The sequence below is a fragment of the Nocardia sp. NPDC004123 genome (assembly GCF_053603795.1).
The window spans coordinates 125111-151226 of record NZ_JBSGGG010000018.1; the positions used below are offsets into that span (position 1 = coordinate 125111).

Sequence of the window (26116 nt, forward strand, 5' to 3'; positions counted from 1 at the left end):
GGCCGGGGTCGCTATTCTTCGGCTATGCGGCGGTGGAGGTTCGGTGGGGTGGTGAGCCGGACGGTACACCGATCGGGCCTGATGGTGTCGGCGGTGGTGGCCGTGCTCGGCGGGCTCGCCGTCGCGGGCGTCACCTGGTGGGTGCTGTGGCACTTCCTGGGCGCGCGGGCCGAGACGCCGAATCAGCTGGATCTGAGCAAGATTTCGCTCGCCGTCACGGCGGGTGTCTTCGGAGCGGTCGCCCTGGTGGTGGCCTACCGGCGGCAGCGTGATGCCGAGCGCGGGCGTTTCGCCGATGTCTTCGGGGCCGCCGCCCGTCAGCTCGGGGATCCCGATGTGGCGGTGCGCATCGCCGGGGTCTACGCCATGGCCGGGGTGGCCGACGAATTCTCCGCCCGCTGGCGGCGGCAGCAGTGCGTGGATGTGCTGTGCGGGTACCTGCGGCTGCCGTATCAACCGGAGGAGGGGGCCAGTCACCTGGCCTCCAGATCGCAGCGCATCGAGGATCACGGCACGGCCGTGGAACGGGTGTACACCTATCGCCAGAACGATCGGCAGGTCCGCGACACCATCGTGCGGGTGATCGCCGAGCATCTGCGTCCTGCTGCCGAAACCCCCTGGTGCGGCTGTGATTTCGACTTCTCCGACGCCGTGTTCGAGAACGCCGACTTCCGGCACGCCGTCTTCGCGGGCCGCAACACCCGCTTCACCAACGCCATGTTCCTCAGCGGCCGCACCGTGTCCTTCGAGCAGACGCGGTTCCTGGGGGAGCGGGTCACCTTCCGCGGGGCCGTCTTCCGCAGCATGGCCGTCTTCGACCGGGCGGTCTTCGCGCACACCGAGGTCGACCGGACCGACCGCGAGAATGCCGGAGCCACCTTCACCGAGACCACTTTCGGTGGCGGCGTGAGTTTCGAGGGCGCGCAATTCCGGGGCGCGCGAACGGCATTCGACCGCGTCACCTTCGCGGGCGAGCCCGCCGTCTTCGCCGAGGCCGGCTTCGCCGCGGCCCTGACCACCTTCGAACGCGCCGTGTTCGACGGCGACCGGGTCAGCTTCGCCGGTGCCGAATTCACCGGCGCGCGGGTGACTTTCGCCGGTTCCCGCTTCTACTCCGAGTCCTGTTCCTTCGACGGCGCCCGGCTGGGCGCGCAGGTGCGGTGGCGCACCGGCCGCACCCAGGAGGTGTCCTTCGCCCGGGCCGAGTACCACGGGAAGGTCTCCTTCGCCGATGCCGTGTTCGCGGGGCGGTCGGTGACCTTCGCGGGTGGCGACTTCTTCGGCGACATCTCCTTCCGCCGCGTCTCCTTCGACGCGCGCGCCATCACCTTCGAACAACCCCGGGCATGGGTCGGCGTCCACTTCGACTGGGACGCCGGCCCCGCCACCAAACCGGCCAATATCACCCCGACGCCCTGGCCGCCCGCGCTCGCCGAGTCCACCCCCGAACTCGCCTCCTGAGCCCGTCGCGGGCTGTTCGCCGGTTTTGCCCGAAGCTCACCGGTGGGATAGCTTGCAGACGAGTTGAGTTGAGACAGGGGATTGTGTGGTGGGGAGCCACGGCGTCGGTTGGGCTGCCGGTGTGGCGGTGCTGCTGCTCTGCCTCGCGGCGACGGTCGCGAGCCGGGCGCGACGGACACCGCATCGGGCGAGCCGCGGGACGCGCGCGGTGGCAGCGGGCTCGGCCCTGGTCGGCTGGGTGCTGGTGTTCGGCGCGATGACCGCCATGATCTCGCCGCTGCCCCGGGACACCGTCGCGGGCAAGGCGATTGCCGCGCCACCGGAACTCGTGCAGGCCGGGCTGCCGACCACCTCCGCCAGGCCCGACGCCCCCGATCCGATGGCCGCGCTGAAGGCGGGGGACTGCGTCGAGGTGCCCATCCAGCAGGCCAAGGACGCCTCCGGCGCACCGAGTTGGAAGGCCGGCTCGCCGGAGCCGTCGGACTGCAACTCGGTGGACGCGAACTACCGGGTGCTGCAGATCGGCCCGGACCCCTGCTCGGGCCCGCTGTACACGCTGGAATCCGCGCCCAAGGACAAGACCGGCAAGGCCCGCTACCACCTGTGCCTGACCTTCGACTGGCGGACCGGGGTCTGCTACGACACCGCCGATATGGATGTCCCGTCCAAGGTCGCCTGCGGGACTCCGGGTGACCACATCGTCCAGGCGACCGCGGTGCTCGAGGGCGCCACCTCGGGTGCGGGCTGTCCGCGCGACGGCCGTGGCGCGGTCTGGGTGGTCTGGAACAAACTCGAGCTCACCGTGTGCTTCCGCGGCGGCGACGACCCGGGGAAGTGACCGCGATTACCGCCCGCGCCGTCCGACGGTGATGATGTCGGGGATCAGCCACGACGGCAGCGGCCGGGTGATCTTGCGCTGATCGACGACCTCGAATCCGGCGTCCTGCAGCAGTTTCCGGGTCTCGCGCGGTGAAGTCGCGTGGGCCGGGAAACGCGGGCTGCGGGTGAGCCGCTGAATGGGCCGGGAGGTCGGGCCGGAGGGATGCATGGTCGCGATGGCGACGAGCCCGCCGGGCGCCAGCACCCGATGGAATTCGCGCAGCGCGACCGGATGATCGAAGAAGTGGAAGGCGCTGGTGCTCACGATCGCGTCCAGTTCGCCCGCTGCGAAGGGCAGATGCTCGGCGGCGGCCTGCCGCCACTGCACGGCGGAGGAGCGGGCGCGGGCCTGGGCCAGCATGCCCGGCGAGGCATCCACGCCGTAGACCGCCTCGGGGCGCAGTTCGCGCTGGATGCGGGCGGTGAGAATGCCGGTGCCGCAGCCGATGTCGGCGATGCGGCGCGATCCGGCGGTGCGAAGTTCGGCGAGGACCTGATCCTGCGGCGGGCGGTAGACGACCTGCTGCAGGGCGGCGGTGTCGTAGGCGCGGGCGACGGTGCCGAAGAACTGCGTCACCACATGATTGCAGGCTCGATTGCCGGTGGTCAGCGATGTGCTCATGGATGCTCCTGTCCGGCCTCCATGGAAGCAGATTTCGCACTGTCTGGGAAGGTGCGATGGAGTAGCGTCGGGCGCATGAGGATTCGTGGTGCCGTCCTGGAACGCATCGGGGCCCAGACGCCCTTCGCCGACTCGAAGCCGATCACCATCAGCGAGCTGGAGCTGGGCGAACCCGGACCCGGCGAACTGCTCGTCAAGATCGAAGCGGCCGGGCTGTGCCACTCGGATCTGTCCGTGGTGGACGGCAACCGGGTGCGGCCGGTGCCGATGCTGCTGGGCCACGAGGCATCCGGCCGCATCGAGGCGGTCGGCCCCGGTGAGAGCGACCTGCGCGTCGGCCAGCGGGTCGTCATGACCTTCCTGCCCCGCTGCGGCGAGTGCGCCGGCTGCGCCACCGACGGCCGCACCCCCTGCGAACCCGGCAGTCTCGCCAACAATGCGGGCGAATTGCTCGCCGGCGGAAGGCGATTGCTGCGCGACGGCGCGGAAGTCCATCACCACCTGGGTGTTTCGGCCTTCGCCACGCACGCCGTCGTGGATCGCCGCTCGGTGGTCCCGGTCGACGACGATGTCCCACCCGAGGTGGCCGCCGTCCTCGGCTGCGCCGTCCTCACCGGCGGTGGCGCCCTGCTGAATTCGGCCAAACCCGGTCCCGCCGACCGCATCATGGTTGTCGGCCTCGGCGGCGTCGGCATGGCTGCCGTCCTGGTCGCCGCCGCCCTCCGCGCCGGCACCGACCGCGAGGTCATCGCCGTCGACACCGTCCCCGACAAACTGAAGACCGCCCTGGAACTCGGCGCCACCGCCGCCTACACCCCTCAGGAAATCGCCGCCGGCACCATCCAGGCCGAGGCGGTCATCGAAGCCGCGGGCAACATCCGAGCCTTCGAAACCGCCGTAGCCGCAACAGCTCCCGGCGGCGTCACCGTCACCGTAGGCCTCCCCGCCCCCGACGCCCGCGCCTCCATCTCCCCCCTCGCCCTGGTAGCCCAGGGCCGCGCCATCATCGGCAGCTACCTCGGCTCCGCCGTCCCCGCCCGCGACATCCCCGAATTCGTCCGCATGTGGCGCGCGGGCAACCTCCCCGTCGAACGCCTCGTCTCCGCCCACATCCGCCTCGAAGACATCAACGCCGCCATGGACGAACTGGCCGCCGGCCACGCCCTCCGCCAGGTGATCCTCTTCGACTGACCCGCCCGATCCCGGCGCAGTTCAGAGTTCGGCCTGTTCGGCGGCCCATGCCGCGATCTGTGCGCGCGAGGTGAACCCCAGTTTGGTCAGGATATGTTCCACGTGTGCATTGGCGGTGCGTGGTGAAATCACCAGCCGGGCCGCGATCGCCCGGTTGGTCAGGCCGTCCGCGACGAGATCGGCGACTTGGCGCTCACGCTTGGTCAGTTTTCCTCCGGAACGGCGGGGCGGCGCGGCCGCTTCGGCTTGCTCGCCGAGCGCGAAGCCCGCTGCGGCATCGAAACTCAGTGCGGCGCCTTCCCGATGGGCCGCCTCGAAGGCACGCGCGCCGAGTATCTCGCGACTGCGGCGGGTGAATTCCTCGTGGTAGACGAGCATATTGGGCAACATCGGGATGGAGCTGCCACCGATGCGGCCGAGCGTATCGGCGGCGCCCAGCAGGGTAGCGGCGCGGCGGGCATCGCGCTGCTCGGTCGCGATCCAAGCCAGCGCCTCCAGACAGATGGTGGCGACGACCGGATCGGACACCAGCCGGGCCGCTCGAATTCCCTCCTGCAACAGAGAGGTGGCGCGATCGGGCTCACCGGTTCGCCACACGGCGAATCCCATCGCCCACAGCACCCACGACCGATACACCGTCTCACCGGCGGATTCGGTGATCGCGAGCGCCTTCTCGAGGCCCGCGAGAGCCCGCGGGATGTCGCCCTGTTGCGCGTAAACCCAGCCGAGCGAAATCCGGGCGTCCAGCTGCGATTTGAGGTCACCGGATGCCTCGTAGATGTCGATGGCATCGGCCAGCAGGGCGGTACCCGCATCAGCCGGATTGTCAGCACCGCCCGTGAGGAAATAGTTTCCCTTGGCGTGGGCGAGCAGGGCCGCGACCAGTGGGTCCGCCGTCTGCTCGGCCAGGGCCTCGAGCTGCGCCACGTGCTCGGCGGCGGCCGGTAGGTCACCCTGCAGGACGGCCATCGTGGCGGCCCCGCAGCGAGCCTTGGCCCGACTCAGCGGCGGTGCATCGGTCGATTGGGCCAGCGCGCGCTCGTACCAGCGGCGGCCCTCGCCGAGCCGCCCGCGCAAGGTCCAGAACTGGTATAGGGCGGTGACGATCCGCAACGCGGTTTCGCCCGACTCGGACAGACTGAATTCCAGCGCGTTTCGCAGATTCGGCAGCTCCCGCTCCAATCGGGCAATCCACTGCAGCTGGTGCGGGCCGATCCATTCCGCTTCCACCTGGAGTGCCAACCGCTCGCACCAATCCCGATGCCGTCGAACGTATTCCGGGTATTTCCCGCTGTCCTCGGCCTGCTCCCGGCCGTATTCCTGAACGGTCTCGAGCATCCGGAAGCGGACCGTGCCCTCGGTTTCCTCGCGGATCAGGATCGACTTGTCCACCAGCGCGGACAAGGTGTCGAGCAATTGCGTCTCGGTCGGATCGGCGCCGCACACCTGCTCGGCCGCATCGAGCTCGAAAGTGCCTGCGAACACCGACAGCTGGTCCCACAACCGCTGCTCGGCCGGTGTGCACAGGTCATAGCTCCAGTCGATGCACCACCGCAGGGTCTGCTGCCGCATCGGGGCACCACGACTCCCGCGAGTCAACAGCGCATAGCGGTCGTCGAGCCGGGTCAGGATCTGCTCGGGCGACATCGTTCGGAGCCGGGCCGCGGCCAGCTCGATCGCCAGCGGCAGCCCGTCCAGGCGAGTGCAGATCCCGGCCACACTGAGCATGGAGTCATCGGTTACCTCGAAGCCGGGCACGGCCGCGGCGGCTCGCTCGGCGAACAATGTCACCGCGTCGTGGCGGGTCACCACACGCAGCCCGGGGTTGCTCGCCATATCGGGAATCTCCAACGGCGGCACCACGAACACCGATTCCCCGCCGACGCCGAGTGCCTCTCGACTGGTCGCCAGAATCCGCACTTGCGGGCAGGTCCGCAGCAGCGATTCGGTCAGCGCCGCGGCCGCATCGATCACGTGCTCGCAGTTGTCCAGTACCAGCAGCAGATTGCGCTCGGACAAGAACTCCAACAGCACCTCGAGCGTCGGCCGGGCACTCTGGTTTCGCAGCCCGAGGGCGGTGGCCACGACATCGACCACAAGTGTCTCATCGCGCAGATCACTCAACTCGACCAATTGCACACCGGCAGTGAAATTTCGCTGCACCTTGTCGGCGACGTGCAGCGCGAGCCGTGACTTGCCGACCCCGCCCATACCGGTCAGCGTCACCAGACGTGACCCCGCCAGCAGGTTCTTGATTTCGGTCAGCTGGATCCGCCGGTCGACAAAGCTGGTCAACTCGATCGGCAGGTTCCCGGTACGACTCCCCGCGGGCACCGACGTGACAACCGAGGCGGGCTCGGCTGCCGGTTCGGGCGGCAGCGTCATCGCATCGACCCGGAAACCGTGATCGCGCTCTACCTGGCGCAATTGCTCGCCCAACTCCGCGGCGGTGGGGCGACTGCGTGGTTCACGGGACATGGCCGCCGCGATCACCGCGGAGACGTCGTCGGGAATTCCTTGCTCCCGCAGATCCGGTACCGGTTGCTGGGTGATTCGCAGAAATTGCGCGACGACCTCCTCGCCGCTGCGGCGTTCGTAGGCCGCATGCCCGGTCAGCGCACAGAACAGCGTGGCGCCCAGCCCGTACACATCCGAGGCCCGGCTCGGGGCGTCACCACTGAGGACCTCCGGTGCGGTGAACGCCGGTGATCCGGTGATCGTGCCGGTCGCGGTTTCGAATCCGCCGGTGATATGGGCGATCCCGAAATCGGTCAACGCGGGCTCACCGTAATCGGTGAGCAGGATGTTTCCCGGCTTGATATCGCGGTGCAACACCCCGGCCCGATGCGCGGTCTCCAGCGCCCCGGCCAGCTTCACCCCCAGGTGCAGCACCTGCGCCAGCGACAACGGACCGTCGCGGCGCAGGCGCGCATCCAGGGACCCACGCGCATGATAGGGCATGACCAGGTACGGGTGACCACTCGCGGTCTCACCGACCTCGAGCATGTCGACGATGTTCGGGTGCCCGGTCAGCCGCCCCATCGCACGCTGCTCACGAAAGAAACGCTCCCGATTCTCATCCAGCTCACCGGTCAGCACCTTCACCGCGACCGTGCGACCCGCAGCCGGCTGGCTACAGCGGTACACCTCCCCGAAACCGCCCCGCCCGATCTCCTCGGCCTCCTCGAAACCCGCAGCACGCAACTCCGTGACGACATCGACATCACGCTGCGTCATGAACAGATCTCTCTCGACCATCGGCCACTCGTGATCTCCCCACCGGGCACCAGCCACAATATCCCGACTGGTCTGTTCTCCGCACGCTGTTCGCCGTCTGGTGGAGGCGGCCTTCCTACCGTCGGCCATCCCGGTGTGGCGGCCGACGGTTTCGGGGACCGTCGTGGGTTGTTACTTGCCGGGGTTGGTGGCCTGTGCGGGGTCTTTGCAGTAGGCGAGGTCGGGCGGGCAGGGAGCAAGGATCGTGGAGAAGTACTGGATCGCGGAGAACAGTGTGATGGGCCCGCCGGCGACGACGAGTCCGGCCATCGTTCCGACGGCGCCGAGGGTGGCGGCACCCAGGACGCAGCCCGCGATGGTGGCGCCGACGAAGGGAACGAGCAGTGCCATGACGGGACTGGTGAGCACGGCACCGGCGGCCGCACCGACCAGACACCCGACGCCCGCGCCGAGAACAGCGCCCAGGACCGCGCTGACGGCGGCTCCGATGGCTGCGCGCTGGGCGAACACGCCGAGGGCTTGGGTGTCACGGGGAGTGAACGATTCGGCGATCTGGGTGGCGGCCCGATCGGTGGTGATGGTCTGGTCGGGGGTGACGGCCTGCGCGGCCGGCACGGGCTGTCCGGCCGTCTTGTCGGGGGTGAGTGTTGCTGTGCCACCGTCGATTCGGGCGGCGATCGGGTAGGCGGTGTTGTCGATGCGGTAGGTGAGCGGGATCGCGGCGACCGGCCGGTCGGTGGGATCGGTGAGGACGAGTTGGTCTCCGGCGAGTTTCAAGGCTCCGCCGCTGATGGTCAGCAGCGCGGCATCGCCTTGACGCGTGACTTCGTAATGGACGTCGGCATTTTCGGCGTGGCCGGGTTGCGGGGCGGCGTTGGCGGTCGCGGCGGTCAGCGCGAGGGCGGTCGCGGCGAGCACGGCGGTGGTGGTTTTCCTCATCGGGTGTTTCCTTGATTCATCGGTGTACTTCCGTGGTGGAAGGCTTTGTGCGCGTGACCAGTTCGGTCAGCAGTGAGGTGGCCCGCGGCCATGGCCCGTAGCCGGCGGCGGAGTCGAGGTGCCCGACCGGACCGAGATCGACCGGCCTGCTTCCCCAGGCTTCGGCCATCCCGGTCACCCGCCGGACGTTGGCGAACGGGTCGTTGGTGCTGGCCGCCAGAGTGGTTTGGAACGGCAGGCGACCGCGCGGGATGGGGCACCAGCCATGTGCTGTGCCGATTCGCCGAATCCCCGGATCATCCGTGGGCGGGTTTTCGAAGTCCGGCGGTGTGACGAGCAACGCCGCACGGATCGGCCGGCTCGGCCGCTGCGCCGCCCAGTGCACGACAGTGAGAACCCCGGCGCTGTGCGCGACCAGAACGAGGTCGTCCGGGATGGCCGACACCGTGGTCTCCAGGCTTGCCACCCAGGCGTCCCGATCCATGTGTGTGCCATCGGGAGGACGTGGGACGGTGTGCGCGCGGGTATCAGTGGCGGCCAGCCGGTGCAGCCAGTGGCCCGGGGGCGGGTCGTTGAGCCCCGGGACGATGACGACGGCGGGCTCGGGGGAGTAGTTCAAATCGATGCTCCGGTAAGACTTTCAGGTGTTCGCGAGCGCGCAGCTCAGATCACGACCCCGCCGTTGGGGCTGATGATCTGCCCGGTGAGATAGTGGTTCTCGCTCGCGAGGTAGACGGCCAGCGAGGCGTATTCCTCGGGGGTGCCCAGTCTTCCGACAGGGATCATCTGATAGAGGCTGTTCTTCTGTTCCTCGGTGGCCGTGGCCAGGTATGCCAGGAATGGTGGGGTGGCGACGCCACCGCAGGCGATGGCGTTGACCAGGACACCGGCTCCGCCGACATCGAGCGCGACGGTCTTGGTGAGGCTGGCGACCGCGGCCTTGGCGGCGGAGTAGCCGGGGCTGTGCGCGCTCGCCGCCGAGATCCCGGCGACGGAGCTGATATTGATGATCCGGCCGTAGCCCTGCGGCTCCATGTGCCGCAAGGCGGCGCGGGTGCACCAGAACACGCCGTGCACGTTGACGTCCCACCACCTCAGCCAGTCGTTGTCGGTGAGACTTGTTGTGATGCCCAGGGATTGGCGCTCGATCGGGGTGGTCAGGTAGGCGTAGTGCCGGTTGCGGCGCGCTACATCGGCCGGTGAGTCCGGTACCAGGGCAGCGTTGTTGACCAGGATGTGAACCCCGCCGAAGCGGTCGGCGGCCTCGTCGACCATCGCGTCGACCGCTGCCCGGTCGGAAACGTCGACCTGAGCCGGCATGCAGCGGCGGCCGATCGCGAGGATCTCATCGGTGACGGTCGCGAGTGTGTCGGGCCGAATGTCGCAGGCGACGATATCGGCGCCTGCGTGCGCCATCGCGACCGCGATGGCGCGGCCCAGTCCCTGGCCCGCACCGGTGATGACGGCAGTTCTGCCGGCTAGCTGCATGGTGTTCTTCCTTTCGGTTACCGTCTCACGTCCGGGCGGTGATGATGTTGCGGCGCAAGCGGTTTCAGTGGTGGGCGCGGAGTTCGCGTTTGAGGATCTTGCCGGTCGAGGTCATCGGCAATGCGGACACGAGTTCGATATGGCGGGGGTACTTGTAGGCGGCCATGCGCTGCTTGGCCCAGCCGATGAGCGACTGTTCGGACGGTGCCGTTCCGGGCGCGGCGATGATGTAGGCCTTGATCTCTTCGCCGTGGCGCTCGTGCGGGATCCCGACGACCGCGGCCAGCGACACCGCTTCGTGGGTCATCAGCGTTTCTTCGATCTCACGCGGATAGACGTTGAGTCCGCCGCGCACGATCATGTCCTTGGCACGGTCGACGATGTAGTAGTAGCCGTCGGCGTCGCAGCGGGCCAGATCGCCGGTGCGCAACCAGCCATCGTGCATGACTTCGCTCGTTGCGCCGGGTTTGCGGTGGTAGCCCTTCATCACGTTGTGGCCACGAATGGCGATCTCACCGACCGCGCGCTCGCCGGTGACCGTCTGCCAGTCGTCGTCGACCAGGCGCACCTCGACGCCCCATACCGGTCGCCCGATCGAGCCGGGGCGCGGCTCGTCGGCCAGGTCCGCGAACAATGCTAGAGGCGAGGTTTCCGACAGCCCGTAGCCTTCGGCGATGGTCACCCCGAACCGTTGCCGGAAGCGGGTGTGGATCTCGACAGGCAGCGCGGCCCCGCCGGAGATCGCCAGCCGCAGACTGTTGCCGACCGCGCCTACGTCATCGGTGCCGGTGGGGGCGTCGAGCAATGCCCAGTACATGGTCGGGACACCGGCGAACAGGGTGATGTGTTCGGCGCGCAGCAGCTCGAGTGTCGTCGTGGCGTCGAAGCGGGGTTGCAGGACGAGGGTTGCGGCGACGGAGAACCCGGCGTTCATGTTGACCGTCTGCCCGAAGGAGTGGAACAGCGGCAGCGTCACCAGATGCCGGTCGTGGATCCCGGGATCGCTGCTGAACTGCCGGTTGGCGGTGAAGGCGTTGAGCAGCATGTTGGCGTGGGTCAGCTCGGCGCCCTTGGGCGTTCCGGTGGTGCCGGAGGTATAGAGGATGACCGCCGTGTCGTCGGGATTCATGGCCCGCGTGCCGAATTCGCCGGGAAATTCCCGCAGCATGGTTGCCAGCTCGCCGGGCCCGCCGACCTCCCCGGGGGCTGGGGAATCGATGAGGAAGAAGTGGCGGCAACTGGGGGCCCGGTCGAATCCGGCGCGACCGTACTCGCCCATCGCAAGCTCAGCGGTGTCCTCGAAGCAGAAGAACGCCTTAGCCTCGGAATCGTCGAGGTGGTACGCGATTTCGCGGTCCTTGAGCAGAATGTTGAGCGGTACGACCGTTGCTCCCGCTTTCAGGATGCCGTAGTAGATGATCGGGAACCACGCCAGATTCGGGCATGACAGCGCGACCTTGTCACCCCGCTGGATGTCGCGGGCGGCGAGCAGGTGGGCGATCCGGTTCGCGGCGGCGTCGACCTGGGCATAGGTCAGTCTCTGATCGCCGGCGACGATGGCATCGTGCCCCGGATGACGGCGGGCTGTGTCTTCGAGCAGCACAGCGAGATTGAGCATGGGAAGACCTCACGGAATTGATGGGACCGGAGCGGTTGCGGCCGAACGGCCGGACAGGGCGGCGTGGTCAGGCGGCCGGACGGCTCGTTTCCAATCGGGCGAGGCGGCGCAGTCCGGCCGGGTAGGCGTATCTGCCCACGGCCAGGGCGGCGATGGCGCCGATATAGGCGAGCGGAACCAGGCGCAGCGCGGCGGCGAGCCCGTAACGGTCGGCGAGGAGGCCCACGACCAGCGGCCCGAGGGCGAGCCCGAAGATGTTGTTGGCCAAGGTCACCGTGGCGAGCGCGGTCGCCCGCAGGCTGGCGTGGGTGAGGCTGGCGACCATCGAGGTCGTCGCTCCCGCCGATCCGGCGGCGGTCACTGCTCCCAGTGCCAGGATGGTCAGCTGGGCGGCACCGGTGCCGAGGCTGAACGCGATGGTGAGCAGGACCAGCGAGACCGCGCAGTAGACCAGTGCAGTGCTCCATTGACGTATCGGGTGCCGTCGGCCGACGCGGTCGGTGATGATGCCGCACATGATCATTCCGGTCCCGATGAGCAGCACATATCCCGAGGCCACAAGTCCGGCGCGGTCGGTGGGCATGGAATAGGAGCGGTTGAAGAAGCTCGGCAGCCAGGCCATCAGCACGGCCGCGACGAACAGTTGCAGACCGCCGCCGACGTAGGCGCACCACACCGACACCGAGGAGAACAGGCTCGAGAGCGGTGCCCGCACCGCGCCGCCGGTCGGCGTGGCGGCCGCTGCGCCGGTCGCCGGTGATTCGGCGAAAGTGTGTCGGCGCAAAGCGGATTCGGTGACCACCGTGCGGAACGCGCCGACCAGCAGCAGCCCGAGGCCGGCCATCAGGGCGAAGGTCCAGCGCCAGCCGATGTGCGAGGCGACGACACCGCCCAGCGCGACACCCAGGACCGACCCGAACGAGCCGCCCGCCAGGAACGCACCGCTCAGGGAGGCGCGCAGGTGCGGGGCGAACACCGCCAGCATCACCGCGGCACCGACGCTGCCATAGGCGGCTTCGCCGACTCCGACCAGGAAACGCGCGCCCAGCATCTGCCCGTATCCGGTGGCGAGCGCGCACAGCAGAGTGGCCAGACTCCAGACCGTCGCCATGATCAGCATGCTGCGCACGCGTCCCCAGCGATCCGCCACCAGGGACAGGGGGAACGCCAGCAGCCCCACCATCAGGGCCACGATGCTGCTCAACGAGCCCAGCCGTGAATCCGATAGTCCCCATTCGTTTTTCAGTAGCGGGAACACCGCCGATAGCACCTGGCGGGACATGTAGTCCGACAGCATCAATCCGAAGGTCAGTCCGAACACGACCCACGGGAAGCTCCGTGAGCGGGCTCGCGATGGTCCGGCGGACGTCGCCGACAAGTCGGTGGGGGTGGTGGAGATGTCCATGGCGCTTCCTCGAGCCTGGTGGAACCGACGGACCGGCGCGGCCGGATCCTGTCGACGAACAAATCTGCGTGGTGCGCCGGCCGCACCGGGTGCGACCGGCCCACTCACCTGCGAAAGATCAAGCGTGGTACAGGAATCCGACCTGGCCGGGCTGCCGGTTGGGCGGGTATCCGATCTTGGCCAGCGCGTCGTCGGTGCCGGAGTAGATCTCGTCGAACAGGTAGATGTCGCGTGCCTCCTTGCAGGAGGCCACATCGCGGCCGAGTTCGTCGGCTATGCGCACCATCTGCTCGACCTGTTCGACCGAGGTGCGTCGTTCGCCCTTGCGGCCCCACAGGTTGTCCTCGATGCCGACTCGGACGTGCTGGCCCAGCGCGATCGCGATGGTGCACATCGGGGTGACATTGCGCATGATCGTTTCGATGGTCAGCACCGCGCCGTCCGGAGTGCGGCGGATGAACTCGAACAGGTCCGCCGGATGCAGGCCCGCCGCGCCGCCGCCGATCGCCACGTAATTCAGCACCAGCGGGCCGGTGTAGAGGCCACGGCGGATCAACCGCTCGACGGTCTCGAGCTGATGCACCGAGCCGAGCATGAAGTGCGGCTGGATACCCGCCGCGGTCAGCCGCCGCAGATGCTCGAGATAGAACTCCGGCCCAGCCTCGACCACCATGTCGCGATACGCCCTGGCCAGCATCGGGTTCTGCAGCGAGGTGTCCGCGATATCGTCATCGCTGAGCAACTCCATGACATTCATCTGGCTGGTGTTGATGGCGATGGTGACCTGATCCGGTTTCGGATCCAGCTCGGCCAGCAGGTGGCGGGTGTCGTAATCCAGCCACTTCGCCTGGTCGCCGCCTTCCGGCGGCGCGAACGAAATCGAACCGCCGACCTGGAGAATCATCTCCGGTACCGCTTCGCGCAGGCGGCCCAGCATCTCGTTGAACAGCTCGAGCCGCTTCGACCCGTGTCCATCGGCTTCCCGCACGTGGACGTGCAGCACCTGTGCGCCCGCGTTGTAGCAGTCCACCGCCTTCTGGATCTGCTCGTCCATCGTCACCGGGATGTCGTCGGAGTCTCCGGGCAGGAATTCCGGGCCGTACGGCGCTACCTGGATGACCAGTTTCTCCTGGTTCTCCGGCAGCAGCGAATCGTCGAGATAGTGCATGATCGTCCTTCCTGATTCTGGTGAGTTGCGCTTTGCCGCAGCGGATTCACCGCTGTTGCGCGCGGCGACGCTCGAAGGCGTCGAGTTCTTCGGCGAGCACGGGGACCCCGATGTTGCACGCGTGAATGCCCAGCACACTGGTCAGCTCGAGGACGGCGAGGATCTCCTCGCGGGACACGCCCAGCTCCAGGGCGGCGCGAATGTGGCGGCGCACGCCCGGCGAGTACATGTGGGTGCACGCGGCGTCGACCGCGATGCTCAGCAATTCCACGAACTGTGGGGACAGCACGCCACGGCGGACCGGCAACGTACCCATGGACATGAATTGCTCGGTCCACTCCGGGTCCCAGTCGGACAATTTGTCCCACAACGGATTCCATGCTCCTTGTGCGCGCATGGCGTCGACGACGGGCGTGGGCACGGACGCGGGCTCGGTGGTCACGGGCAGCTCCTGTGATGCGGTGAACGTGATAGCCGTCACGCTATGTGTGCACGAGTCATCATGTTTGACTGATCGGGACCGAAAGATTGACAATCTGGGACATCATGAAGGAGGGATGCCGATGGCTCCGATGATCCGAAGCGCCGTCCTGTCCGGCTATGTCGATTTGACCCTGTCCTTGGGGGTCGACCCGATGCTGATGTTGCGATCGGTGGGCATCGGCGCCGGGGCGGTCAGCGCCAGCGATACCTGGCTGCCCGCCGCCGCGGTGGATCTGCTGCTGGAACGCACTGCGCGCGAAGCGAACTGCGAGGAGTTCGGCCTATACCTGGCCGAGCGTCGCAGCTTGGCCAACCTCGGGCCGGTCGCGCTCGTCGCCCGCGAGGAACCCGATATTCGCAGTGCCCTGCAGATCGCGCTCCGCTATATCTCCTTGCACAATGAGGCGCTGCGCACCAGCCTCACCCAGGCCGACAGTCTGACCACCATTCGCATCCAGGCCGCACCCGGCGCCTCGCTCGGCCGGCAGGCCACCGAGCTCGCCGTCGGCGCCACCTGCCGCATCCTGCGAGAACTCCTAGGTCGGGACTGGCATCCGTTGTCGGTCTGCTTCACCCACGGCGCACCCGAGCGACGCGGCGATGCTCACCGGATCCTCGGGCCCGCAATCGAATTCGAGCAGAGCTTCAACGGCATCGTGTGCTACACCCGCGACCTCGACACCGCCAACCCGCTCGCCGACCCCCTGCTCCGCCCCTATGCCCGCGAATACCTGCGATCCCTGACCCCGGTCGGCGAATCCACCGCCGAGCAGGCACGCGCCATCATCGAAACCCTGCTGCCCACCCATCAGTGCTCGGCCGCCACCGTCGCCGCCCGCCTCGGCATCGACCGCCGGACTCTGCACCGATACCTGGCCCGCAGCGGAGAAACCTTCACCACCCTCCTCAACACCACCCGTCTCGATCTCGCCCACCGCTACCTCACCCACCACGACCGCACCCTCACCGCCATCGCCACCGAACTCGGCTTCTCCGAACTGAGCGCCTTCTCCCGATGGTTCCGCCACCACACCGGCCAGAGCCCCACCCACATCCGCACACCCCGACTCCAGTAGGGCGCAGCTGCGGCCGCGGCTCACCGGAAGCTCCCGGCGGGCTCACAGGGTTCATTGGACTCCGGGGCGCTGAATGGTCAGCGTGACCACATCACTCCAGGACAACCCGCCAGTGGTTCCGCCGCCGCCCGCGGCGGCTGCACAGGAGGCCGGACGGTTCGGCGGTAAGACCGCCGAACGTGCCGGTCTGGCCGCGCTCCTAGTCGCGACGGCGGTGATGTATCTGTGGAACATCACCATCAATGGGATGGGCAATCAGTTCTACGCCGGGGCCGCGTGGGCCGGGTCGAAGAACTGGGAAGCGCTCCTGTTCGGTTCACTGGATCCCGCGAACTTCATCACCGTCGACAAGCCGCCGGTGTCGCAGTGGGTGATGGGGCTGTCGGGGCAGATCTTCGGATTCTCCAGTGCCAGCATGCTGATTCCGCAAGCCCTGATGGCGGTGGCCGCGGTGGGGCTGCTGTACGGCGCGGTGCGGCGGCTGACGGGTAGCCACTACACCGGGCTGCTCGCCGGAGCCGCGCTGGCGTTGACGCCGGTCGCGGCGTTGATGTTCCGGTTCAACAACCCGGATGCGGTCATGGTGCTGCTCATGATGGCCGGCGCGTACGCCACGGTTCGCGCTCTCGAACGCGCCTCGACCCAGTGGATTCTGCTGGCCGGTGTGGCGCTGGGGTTCGCGTTCCTGGCGAAGATGCTCGAGGGCCTGATGGTGCTGCCCGCGCTGGGGCTGGTCTATCTCGTCGCCGCGCCGAATCCGATCCGCGCCCGCCTCGTGCAGCTGGTCGGGGCGCTCGTCGCGCTGGTGGTGTCGAGCGGATGGTACGTGCTGGTCACGCTGCTGTGGCCGGCGTCGAGCCACCCGTATCTGGCCGGGTCGACCGACAACAACTTCATGAATCTGGTGCTGGGCTACAACGGCTTCGCCCGCGTGCTCGGCCGCAACCACCGTGGTGCTCCGGGCGGCGGCGCGCCGCACGACCCGGCCACCGCGGCACCCGGCCTGACCACTGCGGCACCCGGTCCGGCCGCCGCGGCGGACACGGCCGCGCAGGCCGGTCCGGGCGGACACGGCGGCGGTGGATTCGGCGGCTTCGGCGGGCAGGTCCGCGGCGTGGGACGCCTGTTCACCGGTGAATTCGGCTTCGAGATCGGCTGGCTGCTGCCGGCCGCGCTGCTGGCCATGGTGCTGGTGCTGGTCTCGCGGGGCCGGGCGCCGCGCACCGACCTGGTGCGGGCGGCCGCGATCCTGTTCGGGCTGTGGATCCTCATCGACGGCGGCGTGCTCAGCTACATGAGCGGCACCGTGCACCCGTACTACTGCCTGTCGATCGCACCGGCCGTGGCCGGCATGTTCGCGGTCGGCATCCACGAGATGTGGACCGGGCGGGACACCATCCTCGGTCGCTTCGGCCTGGCCGCGCTGGTGGCGACCACCGGCGGGTGGAGTTTCGTACTGCTGCACCGCAACAGCGGCTGGTACCCCGAACTGCGCTGGGCGGTTCTGGCACTGACCGTCGTGGCGACCGTGCTGCTCGTGCTGCCGTGGGTCCGGGACAACCGCCGTCTCGGCGCCGCGGCACTGGCGCTCGGCCTGTTCGCGAGCCTGTCCGGCGCGACCGCCTACTCGATCGCCACCATCGCCACCCCGCACGGTGGCGGCGGTCCGACCGTCGGCCCGGCGAGTGCCGCGGGCGGCCGGGGCGGCGGCTTCGGCGAGTCCCAGCCCAACCAGCAGCTGGCGGCCCTGCTGAAGACATCCGACTCGACGTGGGCGGCCGCGATCAACGGCTCCTCCGCCGCGGCGGGCCTGGAGTTGCAGACCGACAAGGCGGTCATGGCCATCGGCGGCTTCTCCGGCAGCGATCCGACCCCGACCCTGGCGGAGTTCCAAGCCGATGTGAAGGCCGGCAAGATCGGCTACTACATCGTGCAGAACAACAACGACCGTGGCGGCAACGGAAACGACAACGGCGACAACGGAAACGGCAACCGCGATCCCGGCGCCCCCGCCGGTGCCGAGCGCAACCGGCAGCAGGGCGGCGGCCAGAACCCCGCCGATCAGCCGACCCGCCAAGGCGCCCAGCCCGAGCAGGGCGGCCCGGGCAACCAGGGTGGCTTCGGTCGCAACCAGCACACCGACATCACGGACTGGGTGACCGCAACCTTCACACCCCAGCAGATCGGCAACACCACGGTCTACAAGCTGACCGGCTACACCGGCTAGTCCACCGACCCGAAAGGCCGGGCGCGCAATGGAATCCCTTGCGCACCCGGCCTTTCGAGTCCCGGTCGGCCAGGATGTCGAACGGCTCGCGGTGTGCCGCACTCGGACCGGGGCTCAGCGCGCAATTACGCTGAGCGGCAGGCGACTTCGGGATCGGTGCTCACGCCGAGCGCAGCCGTTGGATGGCCGACGGCACTGCGCCCGACCACCATTGCGGATCAGCGGTGCCGTCGGTGGTGCGTCCGTCGCGGTGGACGTAGTGCCGCACATCGCGTCCCGGCGTCGTGAATTCGCCGGTCAGGGCTCGTTCCAGCCATTCGGCGCCGAATCGGAAGACTTCGGCCGCCACGCCTCCCAGTGGATGGAATTCGCCCTCGTAGACGCGAATCTCCTTGGGCGCGCGAACGAGTTCGTAATTGGCGAGCGCCTGTTCGAGTGGGGTCAGCTCGTCGAACTCGCCGATGCCGTACAGCACCGGGCACGCGATGTCACCGACCAGATCATCCAGCGGCATCCGGTCCCGTAAATCCCGGTCGAAGGCCGCTTCGTCGTCGTAGCCCGCCATATACATGTAGTTGTTCTTGAAGGTCGGCTGCGCCTGCTCGAAGATGGTCCGGAAATCGCCGGTCGGCGCCTCGAAGGCCGCCAACGCCGCCAGCCTCGGCTCCGTCGCGGCCGCACGCGATCCCCAGTACCCACTCATGCTGATGCCGAACATGCCGATGCGGAGCGGATCCACTTCCGGCAGTTCGCTCAGATAGTCGATGTAATGCCGCACGGCGCGTTCATAGTTGGTGAGATCGACGGTCAGGCCGTGCGCCCGGCTCTCGCCCTGCCCAGGACCCTCGATGGACAGCGCGACCACGCCCCGCGAGGTGTAGTACCGCTCGGCCGCGGCGATGTAGTCCTCCTTGATCATGTCCATGCCGGGGCCGAGAATCACCGCCGGAGCCCGATGCACCGGCCCCGCCGGCAGATGCAGCAGTGCGAAAATCTGCTTGCCCTCGAAGTCCAGCGCCACCCGCCGGACCAGTCCGCCGCGCAGTTCCCCCAGCCGTTCGACGCAATGGTTGGTGCGCTCGCGGAAGGCGAGTTTGCGTGGATCGGCCGCCTCGAAGATCGAGTACTGGGCCCGGCCCCACATCACGGCCGCCCGGGTGTAGAGGTCGGCGGCGGTGCGTGCGAACCCGTTTCGCTCATGGTGGGCGGCGCGCTCCTCGGCCTGGGCGGCGATGCTCACCCACGCCTTGGGCAGCATCGCCCCGCTCCGCACGAGTTCGAAGACCTTGTCGAAGTCGGTGTGGTCGTGACCGAGTTGCTCCATGGTGCCCTTCGCCTGTGGATGCAGGGCGTCGAATCCGCCCTGGGCGAGGGCGATGTCGAGGGCCCAGCTCTGGCCCAGGGATCGAGTGGTCATGGTGAGTGCTCCTGTCAATAAACTAAGTACTTATCTATTAAGTACTTAGACTAAGCTGCTGTCAACCCCGCACGATCCGCCGACAGGAGAACCCACCGTGACCGAAGACCTCGATGCGGACCGCGCGACAGCCCTCGACCTGCTGGCCCGGGCCGCCTACCGGCTCAGCGCGGCGGATTCCCGGCTCCGAGGGCGCGCGACCCGATCACCCACGGCGCTGTCGCTCACCCATGCGCGCGCCCTGCGCGCGCTGGCCGACCGCGGGCCGCTCACGATCGGCCAACTCGCTGCCCTGGCCGAAACAACCGGCGCCGCAACCACTCAGCTGGTCAACGGCCTGGCCGCGGCGGGATACGTCACCAGGGAACGCCCACCCGGCGACAAACGCTCGGTGCTGGTCATGCTGACCGAGGCCGGGCGCATCCGGTGCCGCGAGCGCATGACGGCCATGACCGACGCCCTGCGAGACGAACTGGCCGATCAGGACATCGCCGCGCTGAGATCCGCCACCGAGGTCCTCGACCGGCTCGTCGCGGTCTACGACCAGCTGTGACCACCGACCCGGAGCAGGCCGGCCGCACCTGTGCCCCGTAGCCGGTGGCCGACTCGTCCGAAACGGCCGCGCGGCGTGGCGTTTCGCCGACCCGATAGGCTCGAACCGTTCCTTGATCGGTCATAGCGAAGGAGACCAGGTGACCACGAACCGGATCCGGGTGGGTGTGCTCGGGGCGCGCGGCAAGGTCGGGCAGGCCATTTGTGCCGGGGTCGAGGCGGCCGCGGATCTGGAGCTGGTGGCGCAGGTCGACAAGGGTGACTCGCTGGAGGCGTTCACGGCCGCCGGAACCGAGGTCGTGGTCGACTTCACGCACCCGGACGTGGTGATGCCCAATCTGAAGTGGATGGTGGAGAACGGGATTCACGCCGTGGTCGGCACCACCGGCTTCGATGCCGAGCGGCTGGAGCAGGTGAAGGGCTGGCTGGCCGCCGAGCCGGAAGTCGGGGTGCTGATCGCGCCGAACTTCGCCATCGGCGCCGTGCTGAGCATGCGGTTCGCCGAGCAGGCCGCGCGCTTCTTCGACTCGGTGGAGGTCATCGAGCTGCACCACCCGAACAAGGCGGACGCGCCGTCGGGCACCGCCTTCCGGACCGCCGCGCTCATCGCCGCGGCCCGGGAGAAGGCGGGTGTGGGCCGCAGCCCCGACGCCACCAGCCAGGAGCTGGAGGGTGCGCGCGGCGCGGACGTGGACGGGGTGCGGGTGCACTCGGTGCGGCTGGCCGGACTGGTCGCGCACCAGGAGGTGCTGTTCGGCACGCAGGGGGAGACGCTGACCATCCGCCACGACTCGCTCGACCGCACCTCCTTCGTACCCGGTGTGCTGCTGGGCGTGCGCAAGACGCCGCTGCGCCCCGGTCTCACCGTGGGCATCGACCCGCTGCTCGACCTGTGAGCACGCCCGCCGCGAATCCCGCCGACGGCAACGGCCGCGAGGTCTTCAAGCGGGTCGGTTTCATCGCGGCCCTGGTGGTGGTGCTCGGGTTCTACTTCGTGCTGCTGGGCCGGATCGGGATCGACCTGATCGCCACCGGTAAGCCGGCCGCGGTTGGCCTGGGTATCGGCGTGTTCATCCTGCCGGTGCTGGGCGTGTGGATCGTGGCGACCAGTGTCCGCGCCGCCTTCGCCCACCAGCACCTGGCCCGCCGCATGCACGAGGAGGGCGGCGAGCTGGATGTCTCCGATCTGCCGCGCCGCCCGTCCGGGCGCATCGAGAAGGCTGCTGCCGACGCGCTTTTCGAGCGTGTGAAGGAGGAATTCGAGGCGGACCCGCAGAACTGGCGCACCAACTACCGCGCCGCCCGCGCCTACGATTACGCCGGCGACCGCACCCGCGCACGCGAAATGATGAAGCGCGCAGTGGAATTGGAGCGTGGGGACCGGCCCGGGGCACGGTAGCCGCGATTTCGCAGGAAACCTGCCGGTAGGTTGCGACCGGGGTAAAGTCCGCCCGGTGAGGTTCAAGGTGGGTTATGCGCTGGCGATAGCCTGCGCGACGATGGGGTCGCCTGCGGTGGGGTCGGCGATGGCACGCGCGGACGACGCGCCGTCCTGCATCGAGTCGGAGAACGACTACAAACTGGAATGGCAGGTCAGCTGGTCGATCTACGAGGCCGAGCAGCAGAATCCGGCCGACGGCCGATCGGTGACCGAGGTGGATCTGCCGGTCACCATCGCCGCGCCGCTGGACAAGGTGTGGGACGTGTACACCGATGTCCGCAACGGTATCGGCCGCCACTCGTTTCTGAAGGACATCATCGTCCACCGCACCTGCGATGACGGTGACACGCAGATCGCGGATTTCACCGCGCTCGAGGACATTCCGATGGGCCCGGTCACCTTCCCCGGGCACACCCAGGCCGAGCAGCGCCTGCACCCGGACGAGCACTACTACACCACCGACAGCTGGGACGTCCCGAACGTGACCACCCACCAGCTGATCACCTTCGCCGACAACGGCGATGGCACGACCACCGTCAACGAGCATCTGACCTTCGTTGCCGATGCGGCCCTGATCGACTTCACGGCCGGCAACGGGGTGGCCGCGCACCAGGCGACGCAGGAGGGCATCAAGCGCGATATCGAAAGCGGCGCGCTCTGAGGCGGTTTCGCCCGACAGCAGCGAGCGGTGATATCGCCCGGCACGCGAATACGGCCCGGAACCTGGTGGTTCCGGGCCGTATTCGTGGTGCCGCCGATGCGTCCGGCGGTACCCCACACCGGAAGGGAGATCCGGGCACCCGTGACGGGCGGGTCCCCGGTGGAGAGTCGGTGTGCGGTTCCGGCCGCACCGGCGTTCCCGGTACCGGGGTGATCGCGCAATCACCCCGGGCCGCAGTGGTTTTCGGGTTCTCCCGGGCGTCAGGACGCGGGATGCACCGTGCGCCAGTGCTCGGCGATGTCGATGCGCCGCGCCAGCCACACCTGCTCGTGTGACTGCACGTAATCCAGGAAGCGCTCCAGCGCCTTGGCCCGCGCCGGCTTGCCGATGATGCGGCAGTGCAGGCCGACCGACAGCATCTTCGGCGCACCTGCCGCGCCCTCGGCGTAGAGCACGTCGAAGGCGTCCTTCAGATAGGTGAAGAACTCCTCGCCGTTGGCGAATCCGGCGGGGGAGGAGAAGCGCATGTCATTGGATTCGAGCGTGTACGGCAGCACGAGGTGATCCTGGCCGGCGACCTTCACCCAGTAGGGGAGATCGTCGGCGTAGGAATCGGAGTCGTAGACGAAGCCGCCGTGCTCCACCACCAGTTCGCGGGTCTGCGGCGAATCGCGGCCGGTGTACCAGCCCTTGGGCGCCTCACCGAAGAGCTTGGTGATGATGCGCACCGCCTCTTCCAGATGCGCGCGCTCGGTCTCGGCATCCACCATCTGGTAGGAGATCCAACGCAGACCGTGCGAGCAGATGTCGTAGCCATTGCGCTTGAACGCCGCGACGGCCTCCGGATTGCGTTCCAGCGCCCGCGCCACCCCGAAGATGGTCAGCGGGATATCGCGGGATTCGAACAGCCGCAGCACCCGCCAGAGTCCGGCGCGGGAGCCGTACTCGTAGATGGTCTCCATCGACATGTGCCGGTTCGGGAACGCCGCTGCCGGAACGATATCCGATAGGAACGTCTCCGAGGCCTCGTCGCCGTCGAGGACATTGTTCTCGCCGCCCTCCTCGTAGTTGAGCACGAAGTTGACCGCGATGTTCGCCTCACCCGGCCACTGCGGGTGCGGCGGGTTGGGGCCGTAGCCCACCATGTCCCGCGGGTAGTTCAGATCGAAATCGCTCATGGCTGCATATCCTTTCGGCGCGCTCGGGGGCCCTCCGTGGTTACGCGAGCTTCCGCCTCCGGGCCCTGACCGATCACGCCAGGTCATTTTCCAGCTCGGCGCGCAACCGCGCCCGAGCTTCGTCGGTCAGGGTGCCGAAGAGCCGCAGCCGGGCCAGGCCGCCGTCGGGGAAGGCGTCCAGGCGCACCTGCACGACCGCCGCGTCCGCGTCGATCAGGAAGCGGTGGCGGGTGTCGGGCTGCAGGCGGGTGCGGCCCAGCAGTTCGACCTCGGTGCCGTCGGCGCGAATGCCGGTGAGGGCGCCCGCGCCCGGGCTGTTGAACAGGAAGTACGAGGTGTCGATCTCGGCGGCGGTGATCACGCCCTCGGCGGCCAGCTGCACCAGCACCCAGTCGTTGGTGTTCTTGTCGCGGCGGCGCGCGGTCTCCCAGCCATCGCCCATGCTGCGGGCGCGGCCGGGCATGAGCACGTTCTGCGGGTGCGAGAAGAAGCGGTTGGAGCAGTCGGCGACCAGGCCGCCGTTCTCCACCGCGGCCAGGTCGAACGGGCCGGACTCCAGCCAGGCCAGGTCGGGCTTGGCCACGCCGTGCACGCGCAGGCGGGCGATGCCGCCGTCGGGGAACATGCGCAGCCGCACGTGGGTCCAGCGCTTGGGGGAGTCCACGGCGAACGGGTTCTGCGAATCGCCGGACACCTTGGCGCGCTCGACGATCGTGGTCCAGCCCTCGGCGGCGACCAGCTCGTCGACCGACGGATTGCCTTCCACCGCAATGGCTTCCACCGACACCTCGGGCGGGTAGTTGCCCTTGAACCAGGCGGTGTCCACCACGACGCCCTTGATCACGCCGGGCACGCCCAGGCGGACGATCGCGGTGTCGCAGTCGTCGCCGGCGGGGTGGTCGCCCGCGGCGCTGCGACGGCGGCGGGTCTCCCAGCCGTCGTACACCTGGCCCTTGTGGCCGAAGGTGGCGGGGGAGTAGGTGGCCTGCTCGGGCCGGATCAGGTTCTCCTTCTCGGCGAAGGACTCGTCGTTCGCCCACAGCACGGCGCCACCCAGGGTGCGCACGGCCAGATCGGGAAGCAGCGTGAAATCAACGTCGCTCATAGCGCCGGAATCTTCCTCTCTCGCAATTGATGCAATACCTCGACAGTGGCTTTGGGGGCGATCGCGGTGACCTCGGCGGGTTCGAAGGCGCCGCACTCCAGTCCGCGCAGCACCACGGTCGCCAGCGCCTGCGCGGTGGCCGGTTCGTCCATCACCGCGCCGCCCTGGCGATCCAGGTAGCGGCCGATGCGCGGGGCGGCGATGCCCAGCCCCTCGCGGAAGAACGCGAAGGTGGCCAGCCAGCGGGTGACCAGGTGGCCCGCGCCCATGTCCCAGCCCTGGTAGTAGCCGCGCTCGAGCGAGCGGGTGACCAGGCGGAAGTGCCGCGACACCGCCGCGCGCACCTCCGCGTCGGTGCCGATCGGCAGCACCTGGGTGGAGCCGTCGCACACCCACACCCCGGTGGTGGCGGCCGCGGCCTGCATGACCGCCTTGGCGTGGTCGGCGACCGGGTGCTCCAGCGACTGGAACTTCGGGGCGATACCGCAGGCGGCGCTGTAATCGTAAGTGCCGTAGTGCAATCCGGTGCAGCGTCCGGCCGAGCGCTGGATCAGCTGGGCGACCGGGGCGGTGCCGTCGGCGGCGATGATGGCCTGCGGGCTCTCGATCTGCAGCTCGAACCGCAGCGATCCGGCGGCCAGCCCGTGGGCCGATTCGATGGCGTCGCACAGCTGCACGGTGAGATCGGCCTGCTCGACATGGCGGATCTTCGGCACGGTGAACACGAAGCCCTCGGGCACGCCGCCCGCGCCTTCGAGGACCTTCTCCAGGGTGCGCACGGCGCGCGCCCACTCCAGGGTGGTGAGGCCCTTCATGCGGATACCGCGCGAGAATACTTCGGCCGGAAGGGCTTTCAGCACCGCGCCGGCGTGCAGGGCGTCGCGGTCCTCGACCTCGTCGCCGCGGGTGCCGTAGCCGTCCTCGAAGTCCAGCCGCAGGTCCTGGATGGGGCGCTCGCTCAGGGTGCGGAAAACCCGTGCGACGACATCCTCGCCGGCCAGCCCGACCAGCAGCTCCCGCTGGCTCTCGGCGAGTTCCAGTGCGGCCGTGCCCCATTGGGCCGGCAGGTCGATCGAGGCATCCGCGCCGGAGGCGTACGCGGTGTGCACCGGCTGGCCCGGGCGGTCGCCCGGATAGAGCCGCAGCAGCTCCGAATCCACAGCCTGCAAACGGGATTCGATCCCGTTCCATGTCTCCGGTGGCAGCGTCACGCCTGAGCCTCCTGTTCTTCGATGCCGAAATCGGCGAGCAATCCCACATACGTCTTCGGTAGTGGGGCCGCGAATTCCCCGCGGCCGGACTTACGCAACTTCATGGTGACCAGCGACTGCACGGTCAGCGTGGCGGCGGCGACGCCGTCCACCACGGGCACCCCGACCTCCTCGGTCAGGTACTCGCACAGGTCCGCCATCCCCGCGCAGCCGAGCACGATGGCGTCCGAGTTGTCTGCCAGCACGGCCTCGCGGCAGGCGTCGGCGATGATCTTGCGCGCCTCGGGATCCTCGAGTTCGAGCACCGGGATCTCGCAGGCGTGCACGTTCGCGCAGAACCGTTCCATACCATAGCGTTCCGCCAGCTCCCAGGCCCGGCCGGCGGTGCGGCCGAGGGTGGTGACGACGCTGAATTTCCGGCCCAGATGGCTGGCCGCCTGCATGGCCGCCTCGGCGATGCCGATCACCGGGCCGCGCGCCAGCTCGCGGGCGGCGTCCAGGCCGGGATCGCCGAAACAGGCGATGACGTAGCCGTCCGCGCCCTCGGCCTCGCCGCGCGCGATCTCGGCCAGCAGGCCGGGCACGGCCAGCGCCTCGTCGTAGTGGCTCTCGATGGAGGCCGGGCCCATGTCGGGGTTGACGGCGTCGACCACCGTGCCGGGCGCGGCGACCAGGCGCGCGCTGTCCCCGATGAGCGCCGTCATCGCGGCGGTGGTGTTGGGATTGATGACCCGGATCCGCATGGATCCACGCTATC

23 protein-coding genes are annotated in these 26116 nt (G+C 68.6%); 9 read left to right on the forward strand and 14 right to left on the reverse strand.

All coding sequences use genetic code 11. The features are described from left to right. The first annotated feature begins 24 nt into the window (after positions 1-24). Positions 25-1461 carry a pentapeptide repeat-containing protein gene (locus ACWEQQ_RS26420; RefSeq protein WP_452350100.1) on the forward strand — a complete coding sequence of 479 codons (1437 nt, stop codon included), beginning with the start codon at positions 25-27 and terminating at the stop codon, positions 1459-1461. Between the two features lie 88 nt (positions 1462-1549). Further along, positions 1550-2299 carry a hypothetical protein gene (locus ACWEQQ_RS26425; RefSeq protein ID WP_452350101.1) on the forward strand — a complete coding sequence of 250 codons (750 nt, stop codon included), beginning with the start codon at positions 1550-1552 and terminating at the stop codon, positions 2297-2299. 6 nt (positions 2300-2305) lie between these two features. Here the strand turns inward: ACWEQQ_RS26425 and ACWEQQ_RS26430 are convergent, their stop codons facing one another. Continuing rightward, on the reverse strand, positions 2306-2962 hold the full coding sequence (locus ACWEQQ_RS26430) for a class I SAM-dependent methyltransferase (protein WP_452350102.1): 657 nt from the start codon (positions 2960-2962) through the stop codon (positions 2306-2308). A gap of 75 nt (positions 2963-3037) precedes the next feature. Here ACWEQQ_RS26430 and ACWEQQ_RS26435 point away from each other — a divergent pair, with 75 nt between their 5' ends. Beyond that, positions 3038-4153 (forward strand): alcohol dehydrogenase catalytic domain-containing protein, encoded by a 1116-nt coding sequence (locus tag ACWEQQ_RS26435; RefSeq protein WP_452350103.1) that lies wholly within the window; start codon positions 3038-3040, stop codon positions 4151-4153. Positions 4154-4174: 21 nt separating this feature from the next. On the opposite strand, the gene ACWEQQ_RS26440 is transcribed toward ACWEQQ_RS26435, so the two are convergent. The 8 genes from ACWEQQ_RS26440 to ACWEQQ_RS26475 form a co-directional block, all read right to left on the reverse strand. Further along, positions 4175-7411 (reverse strand): protein kinase domain-containing protein, encoded by a 3237-nt coding sequence (locus ACWEQQ_RS26440; protein ID WP_452350104.1) that lies wholly within the window; start codon positions 7409-7411, stop codon positions 4175-4177. 150 nt (positions 7412-7561) lie between these two features. Then, positions 7562-8329, reverse strand: a complete 768-nt coding sequence (locus tag ACWEQQ_RS26445) for a hypothetical protein (protein ID WP_452350105.1) — start codon at positions 8327-8329, stop codon at positions 7562-7564. Positions 8330-8345: 16 nt separating this feature from the next. Beyond that, positions 8346-8948: an RBBP9/YdeN family alpha/beta hydrolase gene (locus ACWEQQ_RS26450; RefSeq protein ID WP_452350106.1), complete on the reverse strand. Its 603-nt coding sequence runs from the start codon at positions 8946-8948 to the stop codon at positions 8346-8348. 44 nt (positions 8949-8992) lie between these two features. Beyond that, positions 8993-9817: an SDR family NAD(P)-dependent oxidoreductase gene (locus tag ACWEQQ_RS26455; protein ID WP_452350107.1), complete on the reverse strand. Its 825-nt coding sequence runs from the start codon at positions 9815-9817 to the stop codon at positions 8993-8995. A gap of 64 nt (positions 9818-9881) precedes the next feature. Next, the gene (locus ACWEQQ_RS26460) at positions 9882-11435 is read right to left on the reverse strand and encodes a long-chain-fatty-acid--CoA ligase (RefSeq protein WP_452350108.1); all 1554 of its coding nucleotides are present in this window, start codon (positions 11433-11435) and stop codon (positions 9882-9884) included. A 67-nt stretch (positions 11436-11502) separates the two neighbouring features. Then, entirely contained in the window at positions 11503-12840 is a 1338-nt protein-coding gene (locus ACWEQQ_RS26465; protein ID WP_452350109.1) for an MFS transporter, read from the reverse strand. Between the two features lie 118 nt (positions 12841-12958). Then, complete coding sequence (locus ACWEQQ_RS26470) at positions 12959-14008, reverse strand: 3-keto-5-aminohexanoate cleavage protein (protein WP_452350110.1); 1050 nt, start codon at positions 14006-14008, stop codon at positions 12959-12961. 46 nt (positions 14009-14054) lie between these two features. Beyond that, positions 14055-14405 carry a carboxymuconolactone decarboxylase family protein gene (locus tag ACWEQQ_RS26475; protein ID WP_452340543.1) on the reverse strand — a complete coding sequence of 117 codons (351 nt, stop codon included), beginning with the start codon at positions 14403-14405 and terminating at the stop codon, positions 14055-14057. A gap of 166 nt (positions 14406-14571) precedes the next feature. On the opposite strand from ACWEQQ_RS26475, the gene ACWEQQ_RS26480 reads away from it, so the two are divergent. Both ACWEQQ_RS26480 and ACWEQQ_RS26485 read left to right on the forward strand, forming a co-directional pair. Then, complete coding sequence (locus ACWEQQ_RS26480) at positions 14572-15567, forward strand: AraC family transcriptional regulator (protein WP_452350111.1); 996 nt, start codon at positions 14572-14574, stop codon at positions 15565-15567. A gap of 73 nt (positions 15568-15640) precedes the next feature. Next, complete coding sequence (locus tag ACWEQQ_RS26485; RefSeq protein ID WP_452350112.1) at positions 15641-17794, forward strand: ArnT family glycosyltransferase; 2154 nt, start codon at positions 15641-15643, stop codon at positions 17792-17794. A 160-nt stretch (positions 17795-17954) separates the two neighbouring features. Here ACWEQQ_RS26485 and ACWEQQ_RS26490 read toward each other — a convergent pair whose 3' ends face one another. Then, entirely contained in the window at positions 17955-19211 is a 1257-nt protein-coding gene (locus ACWEQQ_RS26490; protein WP_452350113.1) for an alpha/beta hydrolase, read from the reverse strand. 97 nt (positions 19212-19308) lie between these two features. On the opposite strand from ACWEQQ_RS26490, the gene ACWEQQ_RS26495 reads away from it, so the two are divergent. From ACWEQQ_RS26495 to ACWEQQ_RS26510, 4 genes are all read left to right on the forward strand, one after another. Beyond that, complete coding sequence (locus ACWEQQ_RS26495; protein WP_452350114.1) at positions 19309-19764, forward strand: MarR family winged helix-turn-helix transcriptional regulator; 456 nt, start codon at positions 19309-19311, stop codon at positions 19762-19764. Positions 19765-19903: 139 nt separating this feature from the next. Continuing rightward, entirely contained in the window at positions 19904-20659 is a 756-nt protein-coding gene (gene dapB, locus ACWEQQ_RS26500; RefSeq protein WP_452350115.1) for a 4-hydroxy-tetrahydrodipicolinate reductase, read from the forward strand. Then, positions 20656-21162 (forward strand): hypothetical protein, encoded by a 507-nt coding sequence (locus tag ACWEQQ_RS26505; RefSeq protein WP_452350116.1) that lies wholly within the window; start codon positions 20656-20658, stop codon positions 21160-21162. The genes dapB and ACWEQQ_RS26505 overlap by 4 nt, the downstream gene beginning before the upstream one ends. A gap of 55 nt (positions 21163-21217) precedes the next feature. Continuing rightward, on the forward strand, positions 21218-21865 hold the full coding sequence (locus tag ACWEQQ_RS26510; protein ID WP_357006906.1) for an SRPBCC family protein: 648 nt from the start codon (positions 21218-21220) through the stop codon (positions 21863-21865). A gap of 260 nt (positions 21866-22125) precedes the next feature. Here the strand turns inward: ACWEQQ_RS26510 and puuE are convergent, their stop codons facing one another. The 4 genes from puuE to ACWEQQ_RS26530 form a co-directional block, all read right to left on the reverse strand. Further along, complete coding sequence (puuE, locus tag ACWEQQ_RS26515; RefSeq protein WP_452340520.1) at positions 22126-23043, reverse strand: allantoinase PuuE; 918 nt, start codon at positions 23041-23043, stop codon at positions 22126-22128. A gap of 73 nt (positions 23044-23116) precedes the next feature. Beyond that, the gene (gene alc / locus ACWEQQ_RS26520) at positions 23117-24148 is read right to left on the reverse strand and encodes an allantoicase (protein WP_452350117.1); all 1032 of its coding nucleotides are present in this window, start codon (positions 24146-24148) and stop codon (positions 23117-23119) included. Next, positions 24145-25359 carry a DUF6986 family protein gene (locus ACWEQQ_RS26525; RefSeq protein ID WP_452350118.1) on the reverse strand — a complete coding sequence of 405 codons (1215 nt, stop codon included), beginning with the start codon at positions 25357-25359 and terminating at the stop codon, positions 24145-24147. Before ACWEQQ_RS26525 ends, alc begins: the two co-directional genes overlap by 4 nt. Continuing rightward, positions 25356-26102, reverse strand: a complete 747-nt coding sequence (locus ACWEQQ_RS26530) for an aspartate/glutamate racemase family protein (RefSeq protein WP_452340517.1) — start codon at positions 26100-26102, stop codon at positions 25356-25358. The genes ACWEQQ_RS26525 and ACWEQQ_RS26530 overlap by 4 nt, the downstream gene beginning before the upstream one ends. Positions 26103-26116: the final 14 nt, after the last annotated feature.